General features: G+C 72.3%; 27 protein-coding genes. 14 read left to right on the plus strand and 13 right to left on the minus strand.

What is annotated here, in order from left to right; genetic code table 11:
* Positions 1-173: 173 nt before the first annotated feature.
* Positions 174-1,334: a PQQ-binding-like beta-propeller repeat protein gene (locus ABZ406_RS20230; RefSeq protein WP_357763701.1), complete on the plus strand. Its 1,161-nt coding sequence runs from the start codon at positions 174-176 to the stop codon at positions 1,332-1,334.
* A 326-nt stretch (positions 1,335-1,660) separates the two neighbouring features.
* On the opposite strand, the gene ABZ406_RS20235 is transcribed toward ABZ406_RS20230, so the two are convergent.
* Complete coding sequence (locus tag ABZ406_RS20235; protein WP_357763704.1) at positions 1,661-2,911, minus strand: DUF222 domain-containing protein; 1,251 nt, start codon at positions 2,909-2,911, stop codon at positions 1,661-1,663.
* Positions 2,912-2,985: 74 nt separating this feature from the next.
* The gene (locus ABZ406_RS20240; protein ID WP_357763707.1) at positions 2,986-3,174 is read right to left on the minus strand and encodes a hypothetical protein; all 189 of its coding nucleotides are present in this window, start codon (positions 3,172-3,174) and stop codon (positions 2,986-2,988) included.
* Positions 3,175-3,241: 67 nt separating this feature from the next.
* On the opposite strand from ABZ406_RS20240, the gene ABZ406_RS20245 reads away from it, so the two are divergent.
* Positions 3,242-3,547: a hypothetical protein gene (locus tag ABZ406_RS20245; protein ID WP_357763709.1), complete on the plus strand. Its 306-nt coding sequence runs from the start codon at positions 3,242-3,244 to the stop codon at positions 3,545-3,547.
* Positions 3,548-3,560: 13 nt separating this feature from the next.
* On the opposite strand, the gene ligD is transcribed toward ABZ406_RS20245, so the two are convergent.
* Positions 3,561-4,592 carry a non-homologous end-joining DNA ligase gene (gene ligD / locus ABZ406_RS20250; protein WP_357763712.1) on the minus strand — a complete coding sequence of 344 codons (1,032 nt, stop codon included), beginning with the start codon at positions 4,590-4,592 and terminating at the stop codon, positions 3,561-3,563.
* Between the two features lie 47 nt (positions 4,593-4,639).
* Between ligD and msrB the strand changes: the two genes are divergently transcribed.
* On the plus strand, positions 4,640-5,044 hold the full coding sequence (gene msrB, locus ABZ406_RS20255) for a peptide-methionine (R)-S-oxide reductase MsrB (RefSeq protein WP_357763715.1): 405 nt from the start codon (positions 4,640-4,642) through the stop codon (positions 5,042-5,044).
* Positions 5,045-5,070: 26 nt separating this feature from the next.
* Here the strand turns inward: msrB and ABZ406_RS20260 are convergent, their stop codons facing one another.
* Together ABZ406_RS20260 and ABZ406_RS20265 are read right to left on the minus strand one after the other, a co-directional pair.
* Complete coding sequence (locus ABZ406_RS20260) at positions 5,071-5,694, minus strand: DUF305 domain-containing protein (RefSeq protein WP_357763718.1); 624 nt, start codon at positions 5,692-5,694, stop codon at positions 5,071-5,073.
* A 64-nt stretch (positions 5,695-5,758) separates the two neighbouring features.
* Positions 5,759-6,511, minus strand: a complete 753-nt coding sequence (locus ABZ406_RS20265) for a lytic polysaccharide monooxygenase (protein WP_357763721.1) — start codon at positions 6,509-6,511, stop codon at positions 5,759-5,761.
* 287 nt (positions 6,512-6,798) lie between these two features.
* Here ABZ406_RS20265 and ABZ406_RS20270 point away from each other — a divergent pair, with 287 nt between their 5' ends.
* The 5 genes from ABZ406_RS20270 (at position 6,799) to ABZ406_RS20290 (ending at position 10,357) form a co-directional block, all read left to right on the plus strand.
* Positions 6,799-7,059, plus strand: coding sequence for a Prokaryotic metallothionein (locus tag ABZ406_RS20270; RefSeq protein WP_357763724.1), 261 nt, complete (start codon positions 6,799-6,801; stop codon positions 7,057-7,059).
* Positions 7,060-7,289: 230 nt separating this feature from the next.
* Positions 7,290-8,231 carry a DMT family transporter gene (locus ABZ406_RS20275; RefSeq protein ID WP_357763726.1) on the plus strand — a complete coding sequence of 314 codons (942 nt, stop codon included), beginning with the start codon at positions 7,290-7,292 and terminating at the stop codon, positions 8,229-8,231.
* Between the two features lie 24 nt (positions 8,232-8,255).
* Positions 8,256-8,711: a GNAT family N-acetyltransferase gene (locus tag ABZ406_RS20280; RefSeq protein WP_357763729.1), complete on the plus strand. Its 456-nt coding sequence runs from the start codon at positions 8,256-8,258 to the stop codon at positions 8,709-8,711.
* A 117-nt stretch (positions 8,712-8,828) separates the two neighbouring features.
* Positions 8,829-9,929: a lytic polysaccharide monooxygenase gene (locus ABZ406_RS20285; protein ID WP_357763732.1), complete on the plus strand. Its 1,101-nt coding sequence runs from the start codon at positions 8,829-8,831 to the stop codon at positions 9,927-9,929.
* A gap of 215 nt (positions 9,930-10,144) precedes the next feature.
* Positions 10,145-10,357, plus strand: a complete 213-nt coding sequence (locus tag ABZ406_RS20290) for a GNAT family N-acetyltransferase (protein WP_357763735.1) — start codon at positions 10,145-10,147, stop codon at positions 10,355-10,357.
* 286 nt (positions 10,358-10,643) lie between these two features.
* Here ABZ406_RS20290 and hemQ read toward each other — a convergent pair whose 3' ends face one another.
* Genes hemQ through hemE form a run of 3 tightly spaced genes read right to left on the minus strand, consistent with a single transcriptional unit; the run spans position 10,644 to position 13,855 of the window.
* A complete protein-coding gene (hemQ, locus tag ABZ406_RS20295) occupies positions 10,644-11,345 on the minus strand; it encodes a hydrogen peroxide-dependent heme synthase (RefSeq protein WP_357763738.1) in 702 nt (233 codons plus the stop codon).
* Positions 11,342-12,754: a protoporphyrinogen oxidase gene (gene hemG / locus ABZ406_RS20300; protein WP_357763740.1), complete on the minus strand. Its 1,413-nt coding sequence runs from the start codon at positions 12,752-12,754 to the stop codon at positions 11,342-11,344. Before hemG ends, hemQ begins: the two co-directional genes overlap by 4 nt.
* A 3-nt stretch (positions 12,755-12,757) precedes the next feature.
* Positions 12,758-13,855, minus strand: coding sequence for a uroporphyrinogen decarboxylase (gene hemE / locus ABZ406_RS20305; RefSeq protein ID WP_357763741.1), 1,098 nt, complete (start codon positions 13,853-13,855; stop codon positions 12,758-12,760).
* Between the two features lie 137 nt (positions 13,856-13,992).
* Between hemE and ABZ406_RS20310 the strand changes: the two genes are divergently transcribed.
* The 5 genes from ABZ406_RS20310 to ABZ406_RS20330 all read left to right on the plus strand — a co-directional run bounded on the left by ABZ406_RS20310 (position 13,993) and on the right by ABZ406_RS20330 (position 20,401).
* Positions 13,993-14,565, plus strand: coding sequence for a DUF3000 domain-containing protein (locus tag ABZ406_RS20310; RefSeq protein WP_357763744.1), 573 nt, complete (start codon positions 13,993-13,995; stop codon positions 14,563-14,565).
* Between the two features lie 95 nt (positions 14,566-14,660).
* The gene (locus tag ABZ406_RS20315; RefSeq protein ID WP_357763747.1) at positions 14,661-16,001 is read left to right on the plus strand and encodes a ribonuclease D; all 1,341 of its coding nucleotides are present in this window, start codon (positions 14,661-14,663) and stop codon (positions 15,999-16,001) included.
* 99 nt (positions 16,002-16,100) lie between these two features.
* On the plus strand, positions 16,101-17,297 hold the full coding sequence (locus ABZ406_RS20320) for an acetyl-CoA C-acyltransferase (RefSeq protein ID WP_357763750.1): 1,197 nt from the start codon (positions 16,101-16,103) through the stop codon (positions 17,295-17,297).
* A complete protein-coding gene (locus ABZ406_RS20325) occupies positions 17,294-19,387 on the plus strand; it encodes a 3-hydroxyacyl-CoA dehydrogenase NAD-binding domain-containing protein (RefSeq protein ID WP_357763752.1) in 2,094 nt (697 codons plus the stop codon). Before ABZ406_RS20320 ends, ABZ406_RS20325 begins: the two co-directional genes overlap by 4 nt.
* 171 nt (positions 19,388-19,558) lie before the next feature.
* Positions 19,559-20,401 carry a hypothetical protein gene (locus ABZ406_RS20330; RefSeq protein WP_357763755.1) on the plus strand — a complete coding sequence of 281 codons (843 nt, stop codon included), beginning with the start codon at positions 19,559-19,561 and terminating at the stop codon, positions 20,399-20,401.
* A gap of 63 nt (positions 20,402-20,464) precedes the next feature.
* On the opposite strand, the gene ABZ406_RS20335 is transcribed toward ABZ406_RS20330, so the two are convergent.
* Genes ABZ406_RS20335 through ABZ406_RS20345 form a run of 3 tightly spaced genes read right to left on the minus strand, consistent with a single transcriptional unit; the run spans position 20,465 to position 22,796 of the window.
* Positions 20,465-20,902, minus strand: coding sequence for a VOC family protein (locus ABZ406_RS20335; protein WP_357763758.1), 438 nt, complete (start codon positions 20,900-20,902; stop codon positions 20,465-20,467).
* A 53-nt stretch (positions 20,903-20,955) separates the two neighbouring features.
* The gene (locus ABZ406_RS20340) at positions 20,956-22,131 is read right to left on the minus strand and encodes a HAMP domain-containing sensor histidine kinase (RefSeq protein ID WP_357763761.1); all 1,176 of its coding nucleotides are present in this window, start codon (positions 22,129-22,131) and stop codon (positions 20,956-20,958) included.
* Entirely contained in the window at positions 22,128-22,796 is a 669-nt protein-coding gene (locus ABZ406_RS20345; RefSeq protein WP_357763763.1) for a response regulator transcription factor, read from the minus strand. The genes ABZ406_RS20340 and ABZ406_RS20345 overlap by 4 nt, the downstream gene beginning before the upstream one ends.
* Positions 22,797-22,938: 142 nt before the next feature.
* On the opposite strand from ABZ406_RS20345, the gene ABZ406_RS20350 reads away from it, so the two are divergent.
* The gene (locus ABZ406_RS20350; protein WP_357763766.1) at positions 22,939-24,090 is read left to right on the plus strand and encodes a peptidase C39 family protein; all 1,152 of its coding nucleotides are present in this window, start codon (positions 22,939-22,941) and stop codon (positions 24,088-24,090) included.
* Here ABZ406_RS20350 and ABZ406_RS20355 read toward each other — a convergent pair whose 3' ends face one another.
* Both ABZ406_RS20355 and ABZ406_RS20360 read right to left on the minus strand, forming a co-directional pair.
* The gene (locus tag ABZ406_RS20355; protein ID WP_357763769.1) at positions 24,091-25,374 is read right to left on the minus strand and encodes a PQQ-binding-like beta-propeller repeat protein; all 1,284 of its coding nucleotides are present in this window, start codon (positions 25,372-25,374) and stop codon (positions 24,091-24,093) included.
* Positions 25,371-26,651 carry a PQQ-binding-like beta-propeller repeat protein gene (locus ABZ406_RS20360; protein WP_357763772.1) on the minus strand — a complete coding sequence of 427 codons (1,281 nt, stop codon included), beginning with the start codon at positions 26,649-26,651 and terminating at the stop codon, positions 25,371-25,373. Before ABZ406_RS20360 ends, ABZ406_RS20355 begins: the two co-directional genes overlap by 4 nt.
* Between the last annotated feature and the right edge of the window lie 89 nt (positions 26,652-26,740).

Here is a 26,740-nt window from a genome sequence, read left to right on the forward strand (position 1 = left end):
CAACTGCCGACGCCGCGCCGGATGCCTGCCCGCCGACCGTCGGACGGGCCACCGTGGACACCGTGGTCGCCATAGGATCACCGGCACGGCGGCCCGGAGCAGGAGAGGCGCATACCGCCGTGACGCAGTCACGCGCGGCGTTCTTCGACGCTGCGCCAACGGGGGAGGTACGAGTGAGGCACGCAGTGAAGATGCTGACCGCTACGGCGGTGCTCGCGGCAACGGTGGCGGTCCCGGCGACGCCCGCCGCAGCGGCCGGCACCGGCTGGTGGTCCATGTCCGGCTACCTGGTCAGCAACAGCGCGTTCAATCCCAACGAGACCGCAGTGACGGCCGCGACCGTCGCGAACCTGAAGCTCAAGCACACCAGCAGCCCGACCCGGACCGGCCAGCGGGCACCTGTCGTCGCCGACGGACTGGTCTACACACTCGACGACAGTGGCGTCACCGCCACCGACGAAGTGACCGGCGCACAGAAGTGGCGCTTCGAGCTGGACCCCGAGAAGTCCCTGACGCCCACGGAGCTCGTCCACACGAACGGCCAGCTTGTCCTGGCGGCGATCGGCAGCGACCAGGGTGGCGGCGGTTCGGGGCGGATCTTCGTGCTCGACGCCCCGACCGGCACGCTGGTCCGGGACTTCTACGACGACGGCCCGCCCTGGCAGATCCTCGTCGAGAGGGGTGTCATCGTGGCCTCCGGCGAAAGCCGCTATTCCTACGACACACGCGCCTACCGCGTCGCCGACGGGCAGCTGCTGTGGAAGCAGGACGTGACAATGGATCAGCCGGTCTCGGCGAATGGTCGGGTCCTCCTTTCCGGATACGCCGGGTATGGCCGTCCCTTGACCAGCGACGTCGTCGACATCACCACCGGCAACCCCATCAACTCCACAGCGGGCCGCGACTACCGGCCGCTCGCGGCGGACGAGACGGGCACCAGGCTCTACGTCGGATGGGGGCACAGCCTCCAGGTGCTCGACGCGACGACCGGCACCCTGACCTGGCTCGCCTCGAACCTGAGCCCGAAGTTCGTGGTGGTCACTCCGACCCGCCTCTACGTCACCTCCTCCGGAGGCACGATCTACGCGTTGAACCGCAGCACCGGCGCCATCATCTGGAGCAGGAGCATTCCGGGAAGCGAGCACCAGCGGGCGATCATCGCCGGTGGCGTCCTGTACGTCACCGCGAAGAGCAACCGGGTGTACGCCCTCAACCCGGTCGACGGCGCACCACTGAACGCACCGGCCTTCACCGGCACTACCGACCAACTCGTCGTCACCTACGGCCGGGCCTACGTCACCGACGGCACGAAACTGACCGTCTACGGCCTCTGACCCGACGGCGTCCCCACGGCGGTTGACCGGAGGCCCCGGTCAACCGCCGTCGCCGTTGCCGCGGTGGGTGGCTCCGCGGTAGCCGAAGCACCTCAACCAGCGCCCGACGCAGTCCGCCGGCACGTGGCCCGACCGGCGCGGATCCGCGCGCCGAGGTCGCTGACCGGGCCGAGGTGGCACAGCTTGTCGGGGGTCGTGTGCCACGAGTTGAGTGACCAGAGCGGCCTGTGACGCCGGGGCGGGCCCGGCTCGACGGACACCAGTTCGACGGGCACCGAGGGGCCCGCCAGGTGGCCGAAGGGTGACGATGCGACGTCCCGGTCGGCCTACGCCCTCCGGTGGTAGTGGTTGCGGCGCGGGAGTTGATCGGGGTCGAGCCAGGCCGGCGGGATGAACTCCGGATGCCCGCCGTCGCCCAACCGGACGACCCACTCGGTGTGGTGGACGTGTCGGTGGTGGTGGCCGCAGAGGAGGACGGCGTTGTCGAGGTTGGTCGGGCCACCGTCGGCCCAGTGCCGGATGTGGTGGGCGGCGCACCAGCGCGGTGGGCGGTCGCAGCCGGGGAAGGCGCAGCCGCCGTCGCGCAGCACGAGGGCCCGCCGTAGCGGGCCGGTGACCAGGCGGCGTTGTCTGCCGACGTCGAGGACCTGCCCCGCGCCGCCGAGGACGGCCGGCAGCACGGCGGCGTCGCACGCGATCCGCCGTACCGTGTGGGGAGCGAGGTGCAGGCCGGTGTCGAGCACGCCAGCGCCCAACTGGCGGGTCAGACCGTCGTAAGCGGTGGTGACGACGACCTGCGCTGGCTCACCGCCCTGTTCGGGTAGGTCGCCGGTGCGCAGAGCGAGCCGGCACACGTCGGCGAGGGCGTCGTGGCGGCGCTGCCCGGCGCAGCGGGTGTCATCTGGCCCGGCGGGGGCGCTGAGCGGGTCGATGACGGCACGCAACAGTGCTGCGGCCTCGGCGTCGAGGGTGCCGCTGAGCCGAAGCTGACCACCGGCCCGTTCGGAGATGGTGACGTGCCGGTCGCGGGCCGCCCGGACGGCGTCGGCGGACAGGGCCGCGGCTGCGGCGGCGTCGGCGAGGTCGGGGGCCACGTGGTCGAGGATCCGGGTGCCCAACCGACGCAGCAGGGTGGGATCGAACTGCCCGGCCCACTCGACGAGCACGCCGACGGCCTTGTCGGCCACCTCCGCGCCCGCCGACGCCGACACCGTGGCGGCCGCGTCGGCGATGACCCGGGCCTGCTCCACGCTCACCGCCGCGCTCGCCAACGCCTCGCGCACCCCGGGCGGGGCGACGTCGACCGCTGCCGCGAGGCCGACCAGCCGGCGCGCGGCCGAGACGTCCAGTCGCAGGCGGTGCCGCAGCCACACTGTCGTCGAGGACGCGCCCTGCGCGAGCGCGGTGCCCCGCCCGTCCAGCTCGCGGACCGCCGCCAACTGCACCGCCGCCAGCCGCTGCTGCAACCGGTGCGTGGCATCGAGCACCGCGATCAGATCGTGCTCGGAGAGGGCCCAGGCCGGGGCGTCGGCGCAGGCCGCCACCGCACCCTCCGCCCGCGCCAACTCATCGATCACGAGCAAACCCTAGAACAGGTGTACGACAGAAATCGGCCCCGCGACGCGCCCCAGATCGGCCGTTCCGGGCCCGGTCAGCCCTCGGCCAACTCCGGCCGGTGCTCCCGAATCCAGGCCACCACGTCCGACCTCCGCCAGACCTTGCCTTGGACCAGGTCGGCCACGGGTTCCGGGAAGTTCCGATGGCTGGTGATCACGTAAACGCGCTGCTTGCTGATGCCACCGAGCATCGCGCGAATCTCCGCAGAGCCCACCAGATCCATAGGGCGGACGTTAAACAGATGACCCGGCTCCTTGACCCGGGGCAACTTACCGGTCACCGTAAAGGGCATGGCCAAGTCGAATGAAGATGCCCCTGACCGCGAGCCGCTGAGCGGCCTGCACCCGGTGCACCAGCACCTGCCGCGTCGGCCGCTCTGGCTCTGCCGGGTGTGCGCGGTGCCCTGGCCGTGCGCCCTGGCCCGGATGTTGCTCCGGGCGGAGTACGGCCCCGACCGCGTGGCGTTGTCGATCTACATGGCGAGTCAACTGTTCGACGCGACGGCCGACCTGTTCACGCTGAACCCCGAGCCGGCACCCGACCCGGCGGAACTGTTCGGCAGGTTCCTGGCGTGGACGGCCCCGCCGCGGCTATGACAGCAGCTTGCCGCTAGCTCTCGTCGGGGGTGCGCTTGGCGCGGCTGGGCTGCACGCGCTTGGGTTCGCCGGGCATCTTCGGGTGGTCCGGGGGGTACGGCAGGTCGCCCTGGCCGGCGGCGGCGTCCCGCTCGGCCCACTCGAGCAGCGGGGTGATGTCCCACGGTGCGTCGTCGATGCCGGCGTGCGGGTCATCGCGCTCGGCGAGCCGGGCCGGCACCGTCCGCAGGTCGAAGTCGTCCGGGTCGACGTCGGGCAGCTCGTCCCAGGTCACCGGGGTCGAGACGGTGGCCCGCGCGTTGGCCCGCAGCGAGTACGCGCAGGCGATCGTCCGGTCCCGAGCCATCTGGTTGAAGTCGACGAAGACCCGGGTGCCGCGCTCCTCCTTCCACCAGGCGGTGGTGACCAGGTCGGGGTGGCGGCGCTCCACCTCCCGGGCCAGCGCGATGGTGGCCCGGCGCACCTCGGTGAACGTCCAGCGGGGTTGGATGCGCAGGTAGACGTGCACGCCCCGACCGCCGGAGGTCTTCGGCCAGCCGGTCGCGCCCAGCTCGTCGAGGAGCGCACGGACCTCACCGGCGGCCCGGGCCGCGTCGGCGAAGTCGGTGCCGGGCTGCGGGTCCAGGTCGATGCGCAGCTCGTCGGGGCGGTCGGCGTCGGCGGCCCGCACGGGCCAGGGGTGGAAGACGATGGTGCCCATCTGCGCCGCCCAGGCCACGTGCGCCAGATCGGCCGGACAGAGCTCCGCCGCGTTCCGCCCGCTCGGGAAGGTGATCTGCGCGGTCGTCAGCCACGGCGGCACCCCACGGGTGGGCACCCGCTTCTGGAAGAACGCCTCACCCTCGACGCCGTCGGGGAAGCGTTGCAGGGTGGTCGGCCGGTCCCGCAGGGCGCGCATGATGCCGTCGCCGACCGCCAGGTAGTAGTGAAAGACGTCCGACTTGGTGAACCCCCGCTGCGGGAAGATCACTCGATCCGGACTGCTCAGCCGGACGATGCGCCCGGCCACCTCGACCTCGGCGGCCGCAGCCTTGGTGCCACCCATCCCGCGACCTTATGCCAAGCCCCCGACGTTCGACGTACCGTTGAGGGGTGAGTCTTGACGACAACGAACTGCCCCGAACCGACGAAGAGTGGCGGGTCCGGCTGACCCCCGAGGAGTTCCACGTCCTGCGGGAGGCCGGCACCGAACGCCCGTGGACTGGCGAGTACGTGGACACGAAGACCCAGGGGGTCTACCACTGTCGCGCCTGCGGGCTGGAGCTGTTCTCCAGCGACACCAAGTTCGACTCGCACTGCGGCTGGCCGAGCTTCGACGACGCCATCCCCGGTCGGGTCAAGGAGATCGAGGACCGCGCCCTCGGCATGGCCCGAACGGAGATCCGCTGCGCCCGCTGCGACAGCCACCTCGGGCACGTCTTCCACGGTGAGGGCTTCACCCCGAAGGACACCCGGCACTGCGTCAACTCGGTCTCCATCACGTTGGAACCCCGCTGACCCGAACATCCAGGGCGGGACCGCGCTCAGGGCGTACCACTGAGTAGTTGGACCTCGGCGGTCCGGGACTGCTCGATGCGCCGGGCCAGGTCGCGGACCTGGTCGTTGCGGCCGACGCCGACCTGGGCTCGGGCCAGGTCGGCGGCCGACCGCTGGTGGTCGGCGAGCACCTCGCGCAGCACGCGGTCGACGTCCGCGTCCGGCGCGGTCCGCAGCCGGTCGAGCGCGGCGTCGTCGCCGTGCCCGTCGTGGTGGTGGGCGGCCGCGCTGGCGGCGGGCCCGGCGGTGGGCAACCAGCCACGCATGGCGGTCAACTCGTCGGCCTCGGTCGCCTCGATGGCGGCGCTCAGGGTGCGCAGCGTCTCGTCGCGCACCCGGTCCCGGGCCAGCCGGACGATCTGCAGGGTGCGTTCGCTGTGCCCGACCATGATGCTCAGGAACACCACGTCGATCCCGCTCATGGTGTCCGCCCCGACCGAGGAACCGACGCCCCCGGACCCGACGCCCGCGCCCCCGGCCGCCGCCGAGCCGGCCGGGGACGCGGGAACCGGCGACGGCAGGGCCGGCGGGCTCGACGTGGGCGATCCGGCGCAGGCTCCGGTGAGCAGCACTGTGGCAACGAGGAACGCCAGCGGGGTACGGCGGGGCATGCCGGTTGCTCCGTTCACGCGGGGGGCGGCGACACGGGTGCGGCCAGTGACCGCACCCGTGCGGTCAGACCTGAAGCCAGAGCGCCGGTACGTTCGGCGGTTCCCAGCCCGGGATCGCGGTGTGCGGCTGCCGGCAGCGGTACGTGGCTCCGCCGTAGGTGACCTGGTCACCGACCTGGTACGCCCGGCCCGCCGCCCACGTGCCGCCCTGCGTGGGCGGAGTGGTGGGCGTCGGGGTGGGGGTGGGCCGCGGGGTGGCTGTCGGGGTCGGCGTGGGGGTGGGAGTGGGGGTCGGGTTCGACCCTCCGCCGCCGATCTGCACGTCGATGCAGGAGTAGAAGGCGTTCGCCGTGTCGGAGATGTTCCACACCGCGAGGATCCTCTGCCGGCCGGAGAAGCCGCCGAGGTTGACGTTGTGCGACACGGTGGCGCCCGGCTGCTGGCCGTTGCCGTTGACCACGCCGACCCGGGTGTTGCCGATCCAGTACTCCCAGTTGCTGGTGGAGTGCCGGGCGGTGTTGACCCAGGTGAAGGTCAGCGAGCTGCCCACCGACGTGGCCGGCCAGCCTCGGCTGTCGTCGTTGAGGACGGCGAACTGGGCGATTCCGGCATTGCAGCTACGCAGACCCTTGGGCCCTTCGACGCTCTGCGGCTCGTACTTGATCTGCCCGCAGTCGGGCACCCGGCCCTGCGCGCAGAGCGCCTGCCGGCTCGGTGGGGCGGAGACGTAGCCGTGCGCCTGCGCGGGGGCGGCGACGGTGAGGGTGGCGGCGACGGCGCCCGCCGCCACCAGCGGGACGGTCATTCTTCGACGCATGGGGGCAGCTCCTTGTCCAGGTGCGGTGAGGTGCCCCTCAAAGTAAGTTAAACTTTGTTAACAGTAAAGACTCCCATCGATAAATCCATCGATGGTGGCAGTTTTCATCCCCGCAGAGCCGGAGCAGGCCGCCCCGGTCGTTGACCCGGTCGGCCGACTCGCGTCCACACAGCGGGCGACACGCCGAGCCGACACGCCGTACGCCGGGTCGGGCACCGCCGTTCCGCCCCACGCCGCAGCCCCTTGGGGGATTCTGTAGGCACTTGTCCATATAACGGAGGTTCTCGGTGGCAACCTGCGAGGTCTGCGGCAACGACTACTGGATGGCGTTCGAGGTGCACACCGTCAGCGGTGATGTGCACACCTTCGACTCGTTCGAGTGCGCGATCCACCGCATGGCACCGATCTGCGAGCACTGCCAGGTCAAGATCGTCGGACACGGCGTCGAGGTCAACGGCCGTTTCTTCTGCTGCGCACACTGCGCCCGCGCCGTCGAGGGCGAGGTGGGTGCCGAGATCCGCGACGCCGTCGGCGCCCGCCCGGCCTGAGCGCGCCCGCCCGGCGGACCGCGCCCGCCCGGCCGTGGGCCGACCGGACCCGGCAGTCTGGGGTACGGTCGTCGCCATGCGGCCGTTCCTGGGCGTCCTGCCCCCGCCGCGCTCCTGAGCGGAGCGCCGCGCCACTCGCCGACCGGGTGACCTGACCCCGCTCGGCCACCCTGTCGTACGCGCTCCGTCGACGTCGTCCCCGTCAACGGCTCACCCTTCGGAGCGCCCCCGTGTCCACGACCCGCACCGTGCTGCCGGCCGCCTCGGCCGCCCGCCACGCCGCCCGCGGCGGCCTGATCCAGATCACCGTCACCGGAGTGCTGTGGGGCACCACAGGCGTGGCGGTGCAACTCCTGCGCGACAGCACCGGGCTGAGCCCGGTGAGCATCGGCTTCCACCGCCTCGCCATCGCCGCGCTCGTACTGCTGGCGTGCACCGCCGGCAGGCTCCGCACGATCGTGGCCACCCTGCGCGCCGCACCCGTACCGCTGCTGCTCACCGGCGTCGGCCTCGGCCTCTACCAGGCGCTCTACTTCGCCGCAGTGGCCTGGGCCGGCGTCAGCGTGGCCACCATCGTCAGCCTGGGCCTGGCCCCGGTCCTCGCCGCGGCCTGGGAGTCGACCCGCGCCCGCCGGCTCCCCGGCCCGCTGCGACTCGGCACTCTGGTCGCGGCCGTGGCCGGCCTCGTTCTGATCACCACCGCCACCGGGAACGCCGGCACTGCCGCGCCGGCCCCACTGATCGGCCTGCTCGCGGCGGCCGGCTCCGGCCTCGGGTACGCGGTCACCACCCTGATCAGCCGCCAGGTGTCGCAGCGCACCGCGCCGATGACGCTCACCACCATCTCCACAGTGGTCGGCGCGCTGACCCTGGCGCCGTTCGCAGTGGTCGCCGGGGTCACCGTGCCGGTACGCCCCGACACCGTGGCGCTGCTGCTGCACCTCGGCGTGATCACCACGGCTGTCGCGTACGCGTTGTTCTACGCGGGGCTGCGCACCACACCGGGCAGCGTCGCGGCGGTGCTCACCCTGCTCGAACCGCTCACCGCCGCGGCCCTGGCGGTGGCACTGCTGCACGAACCGCTCCCCCTGCCGGTGATCGTCGGCGGTGTCCTGCTGCTCACCGCGGTGGCCGCCACCTACCTCGCGCCCGACCGGGCGGACACCAGGTGAACCCACCCGACCTACCATCGGTGGATGCCCCAGCAGACCACCGAGATCCGGACGGCCTCCTTCGCCGACCTGAACGCCCGCACCCTCCACGACCTGCTCAAGCTGCGCGTCGACGTGTTCGTGGTGGAGCAGAACTGCCCGTACCCGGAACTCGACGGGCGCGACGTCGAGCCGGGCACCCGTCACCTCTGGGTCACCGACGGCGACGCGCCGCTGGCGTACCTGCGGATTCTGGCCGACCCGAACGGCGACGCCCGGATCGGCCGGGTGGTGGTGGCCCCGACGGCGCGCGGCGGTGGGCACGCCGGCCGGCTGATGACAGCGGCGCTGGAGGTGGTGGGCAACCGGACGTGCGTGCTGGAAGCCCAGTCGCACCTGGTCGCGTTCTACGCCCGGCACGGCTTCGCGGTGAGCGGCCCCGAGTACGTCGAGGACGGCATCCCGCACACCCCGATGCGGCGCGATGCCATTGACGACTGACTATCGAGCTGGCATGGTGCCGGGTAGAGCCGTCGCGGGAGCCAGCGACAGGCACGGGAGTGGGCAACTCCCGGCGATCCGGGTGTCGACGTCCCACCTCATCCCCCCGGGGGCTCCATGTCCACACTCACCCGATCACCACGCGTGCTCTGGCTGTTCGCCATCGTGGCGGCCACCGCGCTCCTGTTGACGACCGCACTGACCACCATCCTGGCCCAGCCCGCCTCTGCGCACGGTTCGGTGGTCGACCCGGCGTCGCGCAACTACAGCTGTTGGCAACGTTGGGGCGGCGACTTCCAGAACCCCCGGATGGCCACCGAGGACCCGATGTGCTGGCAGGCCTGGCAGTCCGACCCGGCCGCCATGTGGAACTGGAACGGCCTGTTCCGCGAGGGCGTGGGCGGTAACCACCAGGCCGCCGTCCCCGACGGCCAACTGTGCAGCGGCGGACGCACCCAGAGCCCCCGCTACAACGCGCTGGACACCGTCGGCGCCTGGAAGACCACAGCGGTGTCGAACAACTTCCGGCTTCGCTTCTTCGACCAGGCCAGTCACGGCGCCGACTACATCCGGGTGTACGTGACCAAGCAGGGCTTCAACTCCGCCACCCAACCACTCGGCTGGGGCAACCTGGAGTTGGCGGGCCAGATCGGCAACACCCCGGCCTCGCAGTGGAACCAGGACACCGGCGGTGTCTCCATCCAGATCCCGGTCAGCGCACCGGGCCGCACCGGACGGCACATCGTCTACACCGTCTGGCAGGCCAGCCACCTGGACCAGTCGTACTATCTGTGCAGCGACGTCGACTTCGGCGGCGGGTCGACCACCCCACCGCCCACCACGCCCCCGCCGACGACCCCACCCCCGACGACGCCCCCGCCGACCACGCCCCCGCCCAGCACCCCGCCGCCGGCGGGTGCCTGCACGGCGACGTACCAGGTGACCGGCCAGTGGTCCGGTGGCTTCCAGGCCGACGTGAAGGTGACCGCCGGCGGTTCACCGACCCGGGGTTGGTCGGTGAGCTGGAACTACAACAACGGCCAGCAGGTCACCTCGTCGTGGAACGCGACGGTCAGCACCAACGGCACGCTCGTCACCGCACGTAACGTCAACCACAACGGCAACCTCGCCGCCGGCGCGAGCACCACGTTCGGATTCCTCGGCTCGTGGAACGGCAGCAACCCGGTTCCGCTGGTCTCCTGTACGACGACCAGTTGATCCCCGTCCGGCACCGCTCCCGGGCGGGGGTCCGGCGCCGGACGGTGGAAATGCGGTGGTGCCCGGCGATCCGTCCGGGCACCATCGCCGCATGATCGACATCCGGGTGCTCACCCCCGACGACTGGCCCACCTGGCGCGAGCTGCGATTGGCCGCCCTCGCCGAGGCACCGGAAGCGTTCGGCTCCCGGCTCGCCGACTGGCAGCGACCGCCTGGTGAACGAGGTGGCCCGCTGGGCCCAGGAGCGCGGCGCCGAGCGGCTACGACTATCCGTCAGGACGGACAACACGCACGCGAAGGCCCTCTACCAGCGCGCCGGCTTCCGCCTGACCGACGAGCCAGGTGACCTCATGCCCGACGGCGTACGCCGAGAACAGATCATGCTCCGCCCCCTCCCACCACCAGCACACCCCACCCCGTCACGCTGAGCAAACCGCCCCCGCCACCTCCGTGCCGCCTCGTCGCCCCCGCGCCCCTCGTCGATCAAGGAGTTGTGGTGGGCAACAAAACGCCTAGAAAGTGTCAGACCGGGCACCACAACTCCATGATCGACACGTCCAGGCAGCCAGCGCGCCGATCTTGCACTTTCGGTTGCCGCTTAGCGGCTTATGCCCCTTTCGTCGCAGCAGAAAGTGCAAGATCGCGGGGGCGCGAGCGCGGGCCGGGGCGGGGGGACTTAGGCAACGGCGGGCGGAAGGCTGGGGGTGGGGCCCGTCAGACCAGGCAGTTGACGATTTCGGCTATTGAGCGGCGGCGGCCGGTGTAGAACGGGACCTCTTCGCGGACGTGTCGGCGGGCGCTGGAGGCGCGGAGGTCGCGCATCAGGTCGACGATCCGGTGCAGTTCGTCGCCCTCGAAGGCGAGCATCCACTCGTAGTCGCCGAGAGCGAACGAGGCGACGGTGTTGGCCCGTACGTCCGGGTAGCCGCGGGCCATCTTGCCGTGCTCGGCGAGCATCTCGCGCCGCTCGGCGTCGGGCAGGAGGTACCACTCGTAGGAGCGGACGAACGGGTACACGCAGATGTAGGGCCGGGCCTCCTCGCCGGCCAGGAACGCCGGGATGTGGCTCTTGTTGAACTCGGCCGGCCGGTGCAGTGCCATCTGGGACCACACCGGGGTCAGCGCCCGGCCCAACGTGGTGCGGCGGAAGCGCAGGTACGCGTCCTGGAGGGCGTCGGGGGACGCGGAGTGCCACCAGATCATCACGTCCGCGTCGGCGCGCAGCCCGGAGACGTCGTAGACGCCTCGGACGACGACGTCCTTGCCGGCCAGTTCGTCGAAGAGGGACTCCACCTCGCCGGTGACGTTGTCCCGCAGCGACGGCAGCGGGGAGCTGGCCCGGAACACCGACCACATGGTGTAGCGGATGCTGTCGTTCAGCTCCCGCAACCGGGCCGCGTTGGTCTGCTCGGTCATCTCGCCGATCCTCCCAGTGCTGTGATGATCTCTTCGGCCGCCGTCTCGCCGGAGCGGACGCAGACCGGGATGCCGACGCCGTCGTAACCGGCGCCGGCGAGGACCAGTGTGGGGTGCGCGGCCCGCAGTGCCGTCCTGGCGGCGGCGAGCCGGTCGGCGTGCCCCGGCGTGTACTGCGGTAGCGCACCTCCCCACCGCTGCACGTGCCCGTCGACCGGGGCGGGCAGCGGGGTGCCGAGGACCGCCGACAGCTCGCGGTGCACGGTGGCCGCCAGGTCCGCGTCGGGTTGCTGCAGGTGTGCCTCTTCGCCGTACCGGCCCACCGAGGCGCGCACCACTGCCAACCCGTCCGGCCGGCGCAGGTGCCCCCACTTGGTGGTGAAGAAGGTCGCCGCCTTGATCAGCAGGCCCTCGGTGCTCGGCACCAGGAAGCCGGACAGCTCGGGCAGTGGCGGCTGCGGCAACGCCATGGTGACCAGGGCGACGCTCGCGTAGTCCAGTTCACCGACGCCCGCCGCCACCTCCGGGGCGGGGCCGGCGAGCAGTCGCGCCGCCGGTCGCGCCGGCACCGCCAGCACCACGGCGTCCACGTCGACCAGCTCCGCATCGCGGGTACTGCCGACGGTGAGCCGCCAACCGGTCGTGGTCGCTGTCAACTCGCGCACGGCGGCGTCCCGCCGCACCGTCGCGCCGCTGGCCGTCACCGCCGCCTCGACAAGCGTGCCCAGCCCACCGGCGAGGGTGCCGAAGACCGGGGCGCCGGGCGCGCGCGGCGCGGCGGCCTGCGCGGCCCGGACCGCGCCGACCAGGGTGTGTTCCACCCGGGCCGTGCGGGCCAGCGCCGGCATCGTGGTTACCAGACTGAGGTCGTCGGCGCGGCCCGCGTACACGCCGCCGAGCATCGGGTCGACCAGCCGCTCGACCACCTCGTCGCCGAAGCGGGACCGGACCAGCGCACCCACCGAGACGTCCGCGTCGGGCCCGACCAGCGGCCGACCGCCGTCGGCGTCGGCGTCCGCGGCCGGCCGCGCGACGGTGGCCACCCGGTCCAGATCCCCGGGTACGCCCACCAGGGTGCCGCCCGGGATGGCGCGCAGCCCTCCGTCGATGACCAGCGCGGCCTGCCCCACTGTGGGGTGCACGATCCTGTCGGCCAGCCCGAGCCGGCGGGCCAACGCCACCGCCGCACTCTCGGCGCCGGTCGGGTCGCGCATCAGGAACGACTCCGCGCCGAACTCCACCTGCTGGCCGGCAAGCTGCCCGGTGCGCAGCTTGCCGCCCAGCGCGCCGGACTGCTCGTACACGGTGATCTCGGTGCCGGCCGGCGCGCGGTCGCGGAGGCGGACCGCGGCGGCCAGCCCGGCGATTCCGCCGCCCACCACCGCCACCCGCCATCGCTGCCGCGTCACCGGTCAGCCCTGGTCGGCCCGGCGGCTGGACAGTTCGTGCACCAGCGCGACCACCCGGGTCAGTACCTCCGGGTCGATCTCCGGCAGCACCCCGTGACCGAGGTTGAACACGTGCCCGGGGGCGGCCCGGCCCTGCTCCAGGATGCGGCGCACCTCGGCCTCGACGGCCGGCCACGGCGCGAGCAGCACAGTCGGGTCCAGGTTGCCCTGCACCGCCTTGTCCGCGCCGATCCGGCCGGTGGCCACGTCCAGCGGGGTACGCCAGTCGACGCCGACCACGTCCGCGCCGGCCTCGCCCATCGCACCGAGCAGCTCGGCGGTGCCCACCCCGAAGTGGATGCGCGGCACCCCGGCGGTGCTCAGCCCGCTCAGCACGGCGGTCGAGTGCGGCAGTACGAAGCGGCGGTAGTCGGCCTCGGAGAGCGCGCCGGCCCACGAGTCGAAGAGCTGCACGGCGGAGACGCCCGCGTCGATCTGCACCCGGAGGAAGGCCAACGTGATCTCGGCCAGCCGGCCGCAGAGCGCGTGCCACAACTCGGGGTCGCCGTACATCAGGGCCTTGGTCTTCGCGTGGGTACGCGACGGCCCGCCCTCGACCAGGTAGCTGGCGAGCGTGAACGGCGCACCGGCGAAGCCGATCAGCGGGGTGTCTCCCAGCTCGACGACAAGCTGTCGGACTGCCTCGTCCACGTACGAGACGTCGTCGCGGGTGATCAGGCGGATCCGTTCCACGTCGGCGGCGGTGCGGATCGGCTCGGCGACCACCGGACCGGTGCCCGGCACGATGTCCAGGTCGACCCCGGCGGCGGCGACGGGCACCACGATGTCGCTGAACAGGATCGCCGCGTCCACGCCGTGTCGGCGCACCGGCTGGAGGGTGATCTCGGTGACCAGGTCCGGTCGACGGCAGGACTCCAGCATCGGCACGCTCGCCCGGATCTGCCGGTATTCCGGCAGCGAGCGGCCGGCCTGGCGCATGAACCAGACCGGGGTGTGCGGAACGGGCCGACGTCGGCAGGCCCTGATGAAGGGCGAGTCGGCCGGTCCGCCGGGGCGGGAATCTCCGTCTCGGGCGACAGTGCCCGTGGTGTCCGTGGTCATCGCCGCAATCGTGCCACGCCCACCACCCCCGATCGGGTGGGGGTGAGAGGAAGGGCACCGTTCCTTACGTCCGGCGCCCTTCACGAGCGTCGGCGCGCCGTCGAAGCGGGCGACGGACTGCGGCATAGGCTGCCCGCATGGCCCCCCCGATCGCGCTCCCGGAGACGTTCGCCCGCGCGGTGACCGGGCTGCGGTCGGCCGCCCCCCGACCGGAGATCACCCTGGAGGAGGTCGGCGCCCCCCAGCGGTTGGCCCCGTACACGTTCGCGCTCGCCGCGACGGTGCTGCGCGACGACGACGAGGTGGCCACCGGCCGGCTGATCCTGCTGCACAACCCGGTCGGACACGAGGCGTGGCAGGGCACCCTGCGGCTGGTGACCTACGTGACCGCCGAGTTGGAGGTCGACCTGGCCGCCGACCCGCTGCTGCCGGGCGTGGGCTGGACGTGGCTGACCGACGCGCTGGACGCCCAGGACGCCGGCTACCGGGCCATCGGCGGGACGGTGACGCAGACCATGTCGACCCGGTTCGGCGACCTCGCCGGGCCGCCGACGATCGGTGACATCGAGATCCGCGCGTCCTGGACGCCCGTCGACGACGATCTGACCCCCCACCTGCTCGGCTGGTGCGCGCTGCTCGCCTCCACCGCCGGCCTCCCCCCGCCGGGCGTGACAGCCCTCTCCGACCGCCGTCCGGCCGGCGCAGCCTGACGGTCGGCATCCGCACTGACACTTCGCGGACACCTCTTTGACACACGCCGGACCGGCTGCACCCGTCGGATCTCCGCGCGCACTAGGGTTGGCAGGTGACCGACGAACCACCCCTGCGCCGTCGGCCCACCGAAGACCTTCCGGGAAACGCACCCCAGCACCCGCCGTCGGCCCAGCCGCAGCCGGCGGGCGAGGGGGCCGACCCGGCCGACGGTGGGCCAGTTCCGCTGATCGCCCCGCGTGACGGCACCCCCGATCCGGTGGCCGCCCCGGCCGAGCTGGCCGAGGTGGTGGCCCGCTTCGCGGCGGGCACCGGCCCGGTCGCCCTGGACGCCGAGCGGGCTTCCGGCTACCGCTACAGCCAGCGCGCGTACCTGGTGCAGTTGCGCCGGGCCGGTGCGGGCACGGCGCTCATCGACCCGCTGCCCCTGCCCGACCTCAGCGCGCTGGACGCGGTGATCGGCGAGGCCGAGTGGGTCCTCCACGCGGCCAGCCAGGATCTGCCCTGTCTGGCCGAGGTGGGGTTGCGTCCGCGCCGACTGTTCGACACCGAGCTGGCGGCTCGGCTGGCCGGCTTCGAACGCGTCGGGCTGGCCGCGCTCACCGAACAGTTGCTCGGGTTCACCCTGGAGAAGCACCACTCGGCGGCCGACTGGTCGAGCCGACCGCTGCCCGAGTCGTGGTTGACGTACGCCGCTCTGGACGTGGAGCTGCTCACCGACCTGCGGGACGCGCTGGACGCCGAGTTGACCAGGCAGGGCAAGTCGGCCTGGGCCGCTGAGGAGTTCGCCGCGCTGGTCCGCACCGGGGCACGTCCGCCCCGGGTCCGCGCGGAGCCGTGGCGGCGCACCTCGGGCATCCACCGGCTGCGGGGGGCGCGGGCTCAGGCCCGGGTCCGGTCGATGTGGTACGCCCGGGACCAGATCGCGTCCCGGCGGGACGCCGCTCCCGGTCGGGTGCTTCCCGACTCGGCGATCATCGCCGCGGCGGAGCTGGACCCGAAGGACGAGAAGACCCTGCTGACCCTGCCCGGTTTCGGCGGCCGGTCGGTCCGTCGGCTGGCCCGCACCTGGTTGGCCGCGCTCGACGACGCCCGGCAACTGCCGGAGGATTCCCTGCCGGTCTCGCCGGCGGTGGAGGGTCCGCCCCCGCCACACCGGTGGGCCGAACGGGACCCGGTGGCGGCCGGTCGGCTGGCCCGCTGCCGGGAGGTGGTGGTCCGCATCGCCGGTGAGCACAACCTTCCGCCGGAAAACCTGATCACTCCGGATTCGGTCCGCCGGCTGGCCTGGACCCCACCGGAGGAGATCACCGAGGCGTCGGTGGCGGAGACCCTGCGCGGCCTCAACGCCCGCGAGTGGCAGATCGGCCTTCTCAACCCCGACCTGACCGAAGCCCTGGCCCCTTCCCCCACTCCCACCCCGCCCCTCCCCTGACCCACGGGGTGTGGGGTGGGCCACAGCCGGGGGTCGGGACGGGGTTGGTTACTGGCAAGTAGCATCCGAGGGGACGTGCCCCTCGGCTAGGAGGCTCAAGTGCCCCGTGAAGTTCGCGACGTCGTCTTCGTCGACGGCGTCCGTACCCCGTTCGGCAAGGCGGGTGGCATGTACGCCAACACCCGCGCCGACGACCTGGTGATCCGCTGCATCCGGGAACTGCTGCGTCGCAACCCGCAGCTGCCCCCCGAGCGGGTCGAGGAGGTCGCCATCGCGGCCACCACCCAGATCGGTGACCAGGGCCTCACCATCGGCCGCACCGCCGCCCTGCTGGCCGGGCTACCCAAGACCGTTCCCGGCTTCGCCATCGACCGGATGTGCGCGGGGGCGATGACCGCCGTCACCACGGTGGCCAGCGGCATCGCCATGGGCGCCTACGACATCGCCATCGCCGGTGGCGTCGAGCACATGGGCCGCCACCCGATGGGTGAGGGCGTCGACCCCAACCCGCGCATCATCGCGGAGAAGCTGGTCGACCCGTCCGCGCTGGTGATGGGCTCCACGGCGGAGAACCTGCACGACCTGGTCCCGCACATCACCAAGGCACGCACCGACGCGTTCGCGCTCGCCTCGCAGCAGAAGACCGCCAAGGCGTACGCCAACGGCAAGCTCCAGGACGACCTCGTGCCGATGTCGATCCGCGACGCCGAGGGCGGCTGGGGTCTGGCCACTGTGGACGAGGCCCCCCGGGACACCTCGATCGAGAAGCTGGCCACCCTGAAGACCCCGTTCCGCCCGCACGGCAAGGTCACCGCCGGCAACGCGGCGGGCCTGAACGACGGCGCCACAGCGAGTCTGCTGGCCGACGAGGCCACCGCCCGCGAGCTGGGTCTGCCGGTCGCCATGCGCCTGGTGTCGTTCGGCTTCGTCGGTGTCGAGCCGGAGGTGATGGGCGTCGGCCCGATCCCGTCGACGGAGAAGGCGCTGCGCCTCGCCGGGCTCAGCATCGACGACATCGGCCTGTTCGAGCTGAACGAGGCGTTCGCCGTGCAGGTGCTCGCCTTCCTCGACCACTTCGGCATCGCCGACGACGACGCCCGGGTCAACCAGTGGGGCGGCGCGATCGCCATCGGCCACCCCCTCGCCTCCTCCGGCGTGCGGCTGATGACGCAACTGGCCCGCCAGTTCGCCGAGCACCCCGAGGTCCGCTACGGCGTCACCGCGATGTGCATCGGCATCGGCATGGGCGGCACTGTCATCTGGGAGAACCCGCACTGGGAGGGTGGCAACAAGTGAAGGCACCGAACGAGGTCGTCACCCGGGCGCTGCTGCGCCAGGTGAACGTGCCGGGCCTGGACCGGCCCGCCGCCCTGATCACACTCGACAACGGCTTCGACCACACCAAGCCGAACACCTTCGGCCCGGGTGGGCTGGCCAGCCTGGACGAGGCCATCACCGCCGCGCTCGCCGCCGACCCGGCGTTCATCGCGGTCACCGGCAAGCCGTACATCTTCTGCGTGGGCGCGGACATCGTCGGCCTGCCGCAGCTCGCCGACCGCGCGCAGGCGCTGGAGATCGGCCGGCTGGGCCACCGGGTCTTCGCCCGGCTCAAGGACAGCACCGTCCCCACCTTCGCCTTCGTCAACGGCGCGGCGATGGGCGGTGGCCTGGAGCTGGCGCTGCACTGCCACTACCGGACGCTGTCCGGCGGCGCGGCGGCTCTGGCGTTGCCCGAGGTCTCCCTCGGTCTGGTGCCCGGATGGGGCGGCACCCAACTGCTGCCGAACCTGATCGGCATCCCCGCCGCGACGCAGGTGATCATTCAGAACCCGCTGATGCAGAACAAGATGCTCAAGCCGAAGCAGGCCGCCGAGCTGGGCATCGCGGACGTCCTGCTGGAGCCGGCGGACTTCCTGGAGCGGTCCCTGGAGTGGGCGGCCGGTGTCGTCCGGGGTCAGGTCACTGTGACCCGACCCGAGGTCGACAAGGACATGTGGGCGGGCGTGCTCTACTTCGCCCGGGAGACGCTCAACCAGCGGCTGCACGGCGCGGTCCCGGCCGCGTACAAGGCTCTGGACCTGCTGGAGTCGGCGAAGGACACTGATTTCGCCGCCGGCACCGCGGCCGAGGACGAGGCCCTCGCGGATCTGGTCTTCTCCGAGGAGCTGCGCAGCGGCCTGTACGCGTTCGACCTGGTGCAACGGCGGGCCAAGCGCCCGGCCGGCGCACCGGACAAGGGCCTGGCGAGGACGATCACCAAGGTCGGCATCGTCGGCGCGGGTCTGATGGCCAGCCAGTTGGCGCTGCTGTTCGCCCGCCGCCTCCAGGTGCCGGTGGTGCTGACCGACCTCGACCAGTCCCGGGTCGACAAGGGCGTCGGCTACGTGCACACCCAGATCGAGAAGGCCGTCACCAAGGGCCGGATGGACAAGGGCACCGCCGCCAAGCTGTACGGCCTGGTCAGCGGCACGACGAAGGCAGAGGCCTTCACCGCGTCGACGCCGGGCCAGCTCACTTCGTTCGCTGACTGTGACTTCGTCATCGAGGCGGTCTTCGAGGACCTGGGCGTCAAGAAGCAGGTCTGGGCCGAGCTGGAGAAGATCGTCTCCCCGGAGGCGGTGCTCGCCACCAACACCAGCTCGTTGTCGATCACCGAGATGGCCGCCGAGTTGGCGCACCCGGAGCGGGTCGTCGGCTTCCACTTCTTCAACCCGGTGGCGGTGCTGCCGCTGTTGGAGATCGTCCGGGGCGAGCGCACCGACGACGTCACCCTGGCGACCGCGTTCGCGGTGGGCAAGCAGCTCAAGAAGTCGAGCGTGCTGGTCAAGGACGCCCCGGCATTCGTGGTGAACCGGCTGCTCACCCGCTTCCTGGGCACCGTCTTCGCCGCCGTCGACGCCGGCACCCCGCTGGACGTGGCGAACAGCGCACTGGACCCGCTGGGCCTGCCGATGCGTCCGCTCGCCCTGCTCCAGTTGGTCGGGCCGGCAGTCGCGTACCACGTGGGCGGGACCCTGCACGCCTCGTACCCGGACCGGTTCGGGGTCAGCGAGAACCTCAAGCGGATCGCCGACTCCGGTCGGCCGATCGTTGTCGACGACCAGGTCAACGAGGAGGTCGCCAAGCTGCTCGTGGTCGGTGACCAGCCGCTGACCGCCGAGCAGGTACGCCAGAACGCGCTCGACGCGCTCGCGCAGGAGATCCGGCTGATGCTGGACGAGGGTGTGGTCGCCGAGGCGCAGGACATCGACCTGTGCATGATCCTGGGTGCCGGTTGGCCGTTCCACCTGGGTGGCGTGACGCCGTACCTGGACCGGACCGGCACGTCCGAGCGGGTCACCGGCCAGCGGTTCCTGCCGCGCGGTGCGGCGAGCCTGCCGGCCTGACGAGTTCGCAGCGCCACCGTCGCGGTGGTCGGACCGTCCTTCGAGGACGGACCGGCCACCGCGACCGTTTGTGATCAGGTGACCGTCGGATGCGGCTCTACGCAGGGGCAACGGCGGTTCACGTACCGGGTTAGGATCACGCGTTCTGCACCCCCATCTTGGAGCTGACTGATGTCCCAGCCGCCGGCCAATCCCTACGGCCCGCCGCACGATTCCCCCGACCCGTCGCAGCAGCCGGGCCAGCAGCCTGGCGGTTGGCCGCCGCCGCAGCAGCAGCAGGGACAACCGCAGCAGCCGGGCGGTTACCCGCCCGCACAGCCGGGTCAGCCGTACGCGCAGCAGGGTTTCCCGCCCGCGCAGCCCGGTTTCCCGCCGGCCCAGCCCGGTCAGCCGTACGGTGACCCGAACTTCGCCGGCGGCCCGCCTCCGGCGAAGAAGTCGAAGGTCGGCAAGATCGTTCTGATCGTGTTGGCAGTGGTGCTGGTGCTCTGCGTCGGCGGCGCGGCGATCATCTGGGCCGTCGCCAAGGGCCCGGTGAATGAGGCGCTCGACGCCACGAAGACCCGGGTGGTCGCACCGGCCACCCTCGCCGGCCGGCCGAAGCTCACCAACCCGGAGCTGCAGACCGCCGCCGACGAGCTGGTGCGCGGGATGAAGTCGGCGGCGAAGAACCAGACGAGCACCGTCGGTGCCTTCTACGGCGACCCGACCAAGCAGGACCTCGTCATGATCGCCGGCGTGTCCGCGCTGCTGACGGACCCGAAGAAGGAGCTCGACGCCTACGTCGACGGGCTGCGCAAGCAGTTGACAGTGAGCGAGATGACCGCCGTCGACGCCGGCCCGCTCGGCGGTGAGGCGCGCTGCGGCGACGGCAAGGCCGAGACCGTGCCGCTGGGCATCTGCGTCTGGGCCGACCGGGGCAGCCTGGGCATGGTGGTCATGTACTTCAAGTCCGCCGACCAGGCGAAGGCCGAGTTCACCGCGATCCGGGGCCAGGTCGAGCAGCAGTCCTGATCGGTACGAGACCGGGCCCCGACCACCTGCTGGTGGCCGGGGCCCGGTGCCGTACGTCGACGGTCAGGCCGGTTCGGCAACCTCCGACGTGGCAGGCGCCGCTGCCGCGGCCCGCGCTGCCGCCGCGGCCTCCCGCTCGGCGGCGTTGCCGAGTACGCAGAACTCGTTGCCCTCCGGGTCGGCTAGCACCACCCACCCTCCGCCGGTCGGGCTGACGCGGTCGGCGACGAGCGTCGCGCCGACGCCGAGCAGTCGCTCGACCTCCTCGGCCCGGGTCCGGTCAGCGGGTTGCAGGTCCAGGTGCAGCCGGTTCTTCACCGACTTGCCCTCGGGCACCGCGATGAAGAGCACCTCCGGGCCACCCGGCGGCAGGAGCATCGCCTCCGGGTCGCCGGGAAAGTCGTCGGGCTGCCGGGGGCAGTCGAAGACCTGCGACCAGAAGCCCGCCAGGGCGTACGTGTCGGCACAGTCGATGCTGATGTTGTGGATCGTCGAACTCACAGTAAACCTCCAGAGTGGTGACGTGGTGCTGCCCTGGTCCGGGCGAACCCCGTTCAGCCAGCGGGCACCACGGTGCCGGGCACCGCCGGCGCGTCCGCCGACGGCAGGGTGACGGTCACCTCCAGGCCACCGCCGGGCTGTGCGACCACCCGAACGGTGCCGCCGTGCGCGGTGCACACCGCCCGGACGATGGACAACCCCAGACCGGAGCCACGGGCGCCGGTACGCTCCCGGCCACCACGGCGGAACGGCTCGAACAGGCCCGGCACGTCGGCCTGGTCCACCTCGAAACCGGTGTTCCCCACCACCAGCCAGGACCGGTCGCCGTCGGTGCCGGTACGCACCCAGAGCCGCCCGTGCAGATGGTTGTAGCGGACCGCGTTCTCGATGAGGTTCCCGGCCAACCGGTCGAGCAGACCCGGGTCGCCGACGACCGGCGCGGACTCCAGCGACGTCTGCACCCGCAGGCCGATCCGTTCCACCTCGCGACGCATCGCCGACAGCGCGTTCACAGTCCCCGCGGCCAGATCACACTCGGTCCGCCGGCCCAACTGCCGCCCGGCCTGCGCCTCACTGCGGGCCAGCACCAACAACGCGTCCACCAGGCCGTTGGCCCGCTCGGAGGCGTCGCGGACCACTGTCGCCATCCGGCGGTACTCGGCGGCGTCCGCGTCGCCGTCGCTGAGCGTCACGTCGATCTCGGTCCGCATCACGGCGAGCGGCGTCCGCAACTCGTGCGAGGCGTTCGCCACGAAACGCTTCTGCGCCTCGAACGCGGACGCGATCCGGTCCAGCATGGCGTCGAACGTCTTGGCCAGCTCGGCCACCTCGTCGTCGGCGCCCGCGTAACCGATCCGCTGGTCCAGGGTCGCCTCACCGAGGCGCTGTGCGGTCGCGGTGACCTGGTGCAGGGGGCGCAGCGCCCGACCGGCCACCGCGTACGCGCCGGCCACCCCGACGACGCTGATCGCCAACAGCGCGACCAGCCCCTTGGCCAGCAGCTCCCCGGAGGCGGCATCGACCAACTGCTGCTGCCACTCGGCGGCGTCCATCTTGCGGCCGTCGGAGAGCGACACGATCGTCCCGGGCACCAGCTCGTCGGTGGGTCGCAGCGCGTCGCGGACCAGCAGCCAGGCCAGCACCACGAGGATCGCTCCGGCCCCGACCAGCAGCACACCGTTGAGCAGCGTCAACCGCAACCGCAGGGTCGGCCGCAGCCGGCGACTCATGCCCCCACCTCGGCCGTGCGGTACCCCGCGCCCACCACCGTCTCGATCAGTGGCGGGTCACCGAGCTTCTTTCGCAGCGTCATGACGGTGACCCGGACGATGGTGGTGAACGGGTCGGTGTTCGCGTCCCAGACCCGTTCCAGCAGTTCCTCACTGGAGACCACCGCGCCCCGCGCCTTGAGCAGTTCGCTGAGCACCCCGAACTCCTTGTTGGTGAGGTCCATCGGCACACCGGCGCGGGTGGCCACCCGGCGGGCCGGGTCGAGCACCAGGTCGGCCAGTTCGAGCACCGGTGGCGCGGCCGGTGTCGCCCGACGGCCCAGCGCCTGCACCCGGGCGACCAACTCGTCGAACGCGAACGGTTTGGGCAGATAGTCGTCAGCTCCGAGCTGCAACCCCTCCACCCGGTCGGCCACCGTTCCGCTGGCGGTCAGCATCAGCACCCGGGTCAACGCCCCGGAGGCCGCCAGGTCGGCGCAGATCTGGTCACCGTGTACGCCGGGCAGGTCGCGGTCGAGCACCACGACGTCGTACCGGGTGACGAATGCCGCCTCGTGGCCGGCGTCGCCGTCGTACGCCACGTCGACCGCCATCCCCCGCTTACGTAACCCGCGCGCGATCGCGTCGGCGAGGTTGCGCTCGTCCTCGACCACCAGTACCCGCATCCCGGCCTCCTCGCTGCTGACCACCGACAACCTAGTGCCGGCCGGCAACAATCGTCCCTCGCCGTCCGCGCCGGGCGGCGTTGCGGGCCAGCGCGGCGTACGCGATGCTGGCCGGCGGCACCGAGCGACGGACGGACCTGGCATGACCACCACCGCACCACCCACCCGGCGGGACATCGCCTACCGGGGTTTCCACCTGCCGGCCGACACGACGGCCGGGAGCGGCGACGGCGTGCGCGCCGGTGGCCGAGGGCTCGCCCTCGACGACGTCGCCGCGCGGGGCACCTGGACCTCGCCGCCGGTGCCGGTCGGCTTCGCCGTCGCCGAGGTGGTGCCGTCCTGGACGGCGGACACCCCGGACGGCTGCTGGATCGAGGTGGACCTGCGTGGCTGGCACGACGACGCGCCGCGCACCGACTGGTACCGGCTGGCTCGTTGGGCGGGCGACGACCACGCGGTACGACGCACCTCGGTGCCCGGGCAGCGCGACAGCGCCGCCCGGGTCGACACCGACACCCTGATCGTGACCGGGGCGACGGTCACCGGTTGGCAGGCCCGGGTGACCCTGTACCGGCCCGCCGGCAGCCCCACCGGCCCGGTGCTGCGCAGCATCGGCGCGGTCGCCACCGGACCCACGACCCCCGACCAGTGGTACGCGCCGGAGCCAACCCCGTCCCCCGCCTGGGGGCGGGCGCTGGACGTGCCCCGCTACTCGCAGCGGCTGCACGCCGGCCAGTACCCGCAGTGGGGTGGCGGCGGCGACTCCTGGTGCAGCCCGACCTGCACCTCGATGGTGCTCGCCTACTGGGGTGCCGGGCCGACGCCGGACCGTTTCGCCTGGGTGGAGCCGTCCGGCCCCCGGCCGGTGGTGGTGCACGCCGCCCGGCACTGCTACGACCACGCGTACGCCGGGGCCGGCAACTGGCCGTTCAACACCGCGTACGCCGGTCTGCACGGGGTGGACGCGTTCGTCACCCGACTCCGGTCGCTCGTCGAGGCGGAGGCGTTCGTCGCCGCCGGCATCCCCCTGATCGTCTCGGCCGCGTTCCGGGCCGACGAGGTGCCGGGGCTCGGGTACGACACCGGAGGACACCTGATGGTGCTCGTCGGCTTCACCGCCGACGGTGACCCGGTGCTCAACGACCCGTACGCCCCGGACGACGACGCGGTCCGTCGTACCGTGCCGCGTCGGGGTTTCGAGGCGGTCTGGCAGCGCGGCAGCGGCGGGGTGGCGTACGTGCTGCGACAGTCGTCGGTGCCGCTGCCCCCGCCGCCCGCCCAGGCCAACTGGTGATCAGTCGGCCAGTTTCCAGAGCTGGTAGAAGCCGGTCGCGGGGGCACTGCACACCAGGTAACCGGTGATCGCCTGACACTCACCGGTGGCGTCGGGCAGCACGTCGACGATGCGCACCGTCCCGGCGGCGATGTCCAACTCGCTGACGAGTTCCCCGCCGTCGGGATGCCGACGAATGCCGACGAGCCGGCCGCCGTCACTGAGTTGGTACAGCTCCCACTTGCCCAGGTCGGCCACCTGCCTGCCGGTCAGCGCGTCGACCACGACGTACTGTTCCATCGGGCCGAAGCCACTGATGTTGGCCATCAGCCGGTTCTCGTACGGCCAGCCCCACAACCAGCGGTCACTGCGCCAGCGCACGTCGCCGGTCGCGGGGTCGAGCGCCAGCAACTCGTTGCCACCGGTACGGAGACACACGACGGGTCCGCAGTCCAGCGCGAACTCGACCGGGCCGCTGTCGCGGGTCCAGCGCCTGTCCAACCGGTCCAACCCGTACGCGTTGATCGTGCCCGAGCCCTTGTCGGTGGCCAGCAGCAGGTCGTCGATCAGATCGATGCCCAGCCGTGCACCACCGGGCGGGCGCATCTCGGCGCTGGCCATCGCCGCACCGCTCGTGGCGTCGCGTACCTCGACCGGCCCGTTCGCCTGGTTGAGCACGAGCCGGTCCACCCCGTGCCCGTTGTCCCGGATGCTGACCTCGGCGGTGGTGGGGGGTAGCTGCCAGCGCAGCGTCCCGCAGCACGGGTCGACGGCGCGCAGACTGGTCGGTTCGGTCTCGCCGCCGCTCCGCAGTAGCAGGTTGCCGTCGATCAGCTCCTGGGCGATGCCCGGCTGCTGCCACCGGTACGCCCCGGTCGCCCGGTCGAGCGCGAGGGTGAGTGTGTCCCGACCCTCCGGGCCGATCTCGTACCCGGTGGCCAGCAGCATCCCGGCAAGCGGTCGCACGCCCCAGTACCGGGCCGCCGCCGACAGCGGCGCCTGCCAGACCGGCTCGCCGTCGGGCAGCCGGTACGCGGCCAGCCGCGCCTGCCGTGTCGAGGCGTTGACCGGCTCCATGACCAGGATGAGGTCACCGTCGACCATGACGTCGGACCCGGGCTGGGCCGGCAGCGTCACCGGTGCCCGCCGGGGTGGCGGCACCGCGGCGGCGGCGAGCGTGCCGAGCGCGAGCAGCAGGACCAGCGCGCAGCGCAGCGGGCGACCATGGGCCCGTGGTGGGCGCGGCAACGGGTCAGGGTCCGGGCCGTGCCGCAGCTCGCCGAGGTCGATCACCGAGTCGGTCACCGCGTCAACCTCCACAGCGCTGTGGTGCCGTCGAGACGCTGGCAGAGCAGGACCGGCAGGGACGCCTGGCAGCTGCCGGCGATGCCCGGCAACACGTCGACGATCCGCGTCCGGCCAGCCACCAGGTCGAGTTCGGCGACGACCAACCGACCGCCGTCGCTCCGCCGCGCACCGACGAGCGAATCGTCCGGTCGGAGCACCGGCAGCAGGCTCCACGCACCCAACTCGACCTGGACCTGTCCGGTCGCGGCGTCCCGCACCGTGTACCCCCGGCCGGGCCTGGCCATCAGCAACCGGCCGTAGCGGACATCGGCCAGGTTGTCCTGGCCCGCGTCCGACCAGCGCACCGCGCCGGTGGCGGGATCGAGCACCTGGAGGCCGCCGGTCTGCGGTACCGCGCAGAGCAGGTCACCGCAGGCCAGCACATAGGACACCAGGGTCACGTCGGAGGTCCACAGTGGTTCCAACTCGGCCAGCCCGAAGGCCACCAGTCGGGTGCTGCCGGGCGGGACGAGCAGCAGCAGGTCGTCGACGACCTGCACCCGCTGGTACGCCGACCGGTCACCGGGCAGCGTGTCGACGCTGCGCAGCAACTGCCCGGTGCCGGCGTCGTACACCTGCACCTCGCCCGACGGTTGCAGGAGCACGAACCTGTCGACCTGCCCTCCGGCAGTGAGGTGGTAGGTGGGGCTGGCGGCCGGCGGGACCGGCACCGACCAGAGCACCCGCCCCGTGTCGGGCTCGACCCCGGTCATCGCACCCGACCCGTCCTCCCGGTCGTCGGCCACCAGCAGGCCACCGCCGCTTGTCAGCTGGGGGGCACCGGGCTGCTGCCATCGTTGCCGGCCGGTCGCGCCGTCGAAGGCGGTGGTCTGGAACTGCCGGTTCGGGGCGTTGACCGCCATCGCCAGCACCAACCCCTGCTCGACACGGACTTCCAGGTAGTCGCCGGTGCGGGCCAGCGGCGCCTGCCACCGCCGCCGCACCGCGCCGCCCGTCGGGGCCGGCCGGGCGTACGAGGTCAGGTAACGGGCCCCGTCGGGTGTCGGCGGGTCGACCACGAAGACGCCGTCCCCGGCCAGGTACGCGGTGGCCGTCTGCAACGCCGGGACCACGCTCACCGTCCGCTGCGGTGGCGGTGTGGCGCCGGCCAGCACCACCAGGCTGAACACCAGTACCGCCGCACTGCGCAGCGGCCGACCGGCGGCGCGCGGGCGGCGGACCGGAGGCGCCGACGCGGGCTCGTCCCGGATCTCGCCCAGCTCGATGATCGACATCGACCGTCCTTCCGTCAGCATCAAGGCTGGCCGACGGATCGCCGTGCGGCAAACCGACCGGCAGCGCACCGGGCCGGCAAAAGCGACGG

It is taken from the genome of Micromonospora sp. NPDC005710 (genome assembly GCF_040630995.1).
Lineage (GTDB): Bacteria > Actinomycetota > Actinomycetes > Mycobacteriales > Micromonosporaceae > Micromonospora.